Annotated in this window: 1 protein-coding gene; it reads left to right on the top strand. The window is 63.1% G+C overall.

The window, feature by feature from the left end:
• A partial coding sequence (locus LPA41_RS41470; RefSeq protein ID WP_229077012.1) for a beta-ketoacyl synthase N-terminal-like domain-containing protein occupies window positions 1–271 on the top strand: 271 nt, incomplete at both ends.

The following is a 271-nucleotide window of genomic DNA, read 5'->3' on the forward strand; positions in this document are numbered from 1 at the left end:
CGCCGCAAGGTTTGTGGGATCTGGTGGTTCGGGGTGGGGACGGGATCACACCGTTCCCCGTCGATCGGGGCTGGGATCTTCAGGGTCTCTATGGGGTTGAAGCAGGAGCCGACGGTCGTTCGGACACCATGGAGGGTGGTTTCCTGCACGACGCGGCACAGTTCGATCCGGCGTTCTTCGGGATCAGTCCGCGTGAGGCTTTGGCGATGGATCCGCAGCAGCGGTTGTTGTTGGAGGCGTCGTGGGAGGCGTTCGAGTCGGCCGGTATTGA

This window comes from Actinoplanes sp. DH11, from assembly GCF_020873875.1.
Classification (GTDB): Bacteria; Actinomycetota; Actinomycetes; order Mycobacteriales; family Micromonosporaceae; genus Actinoplanes.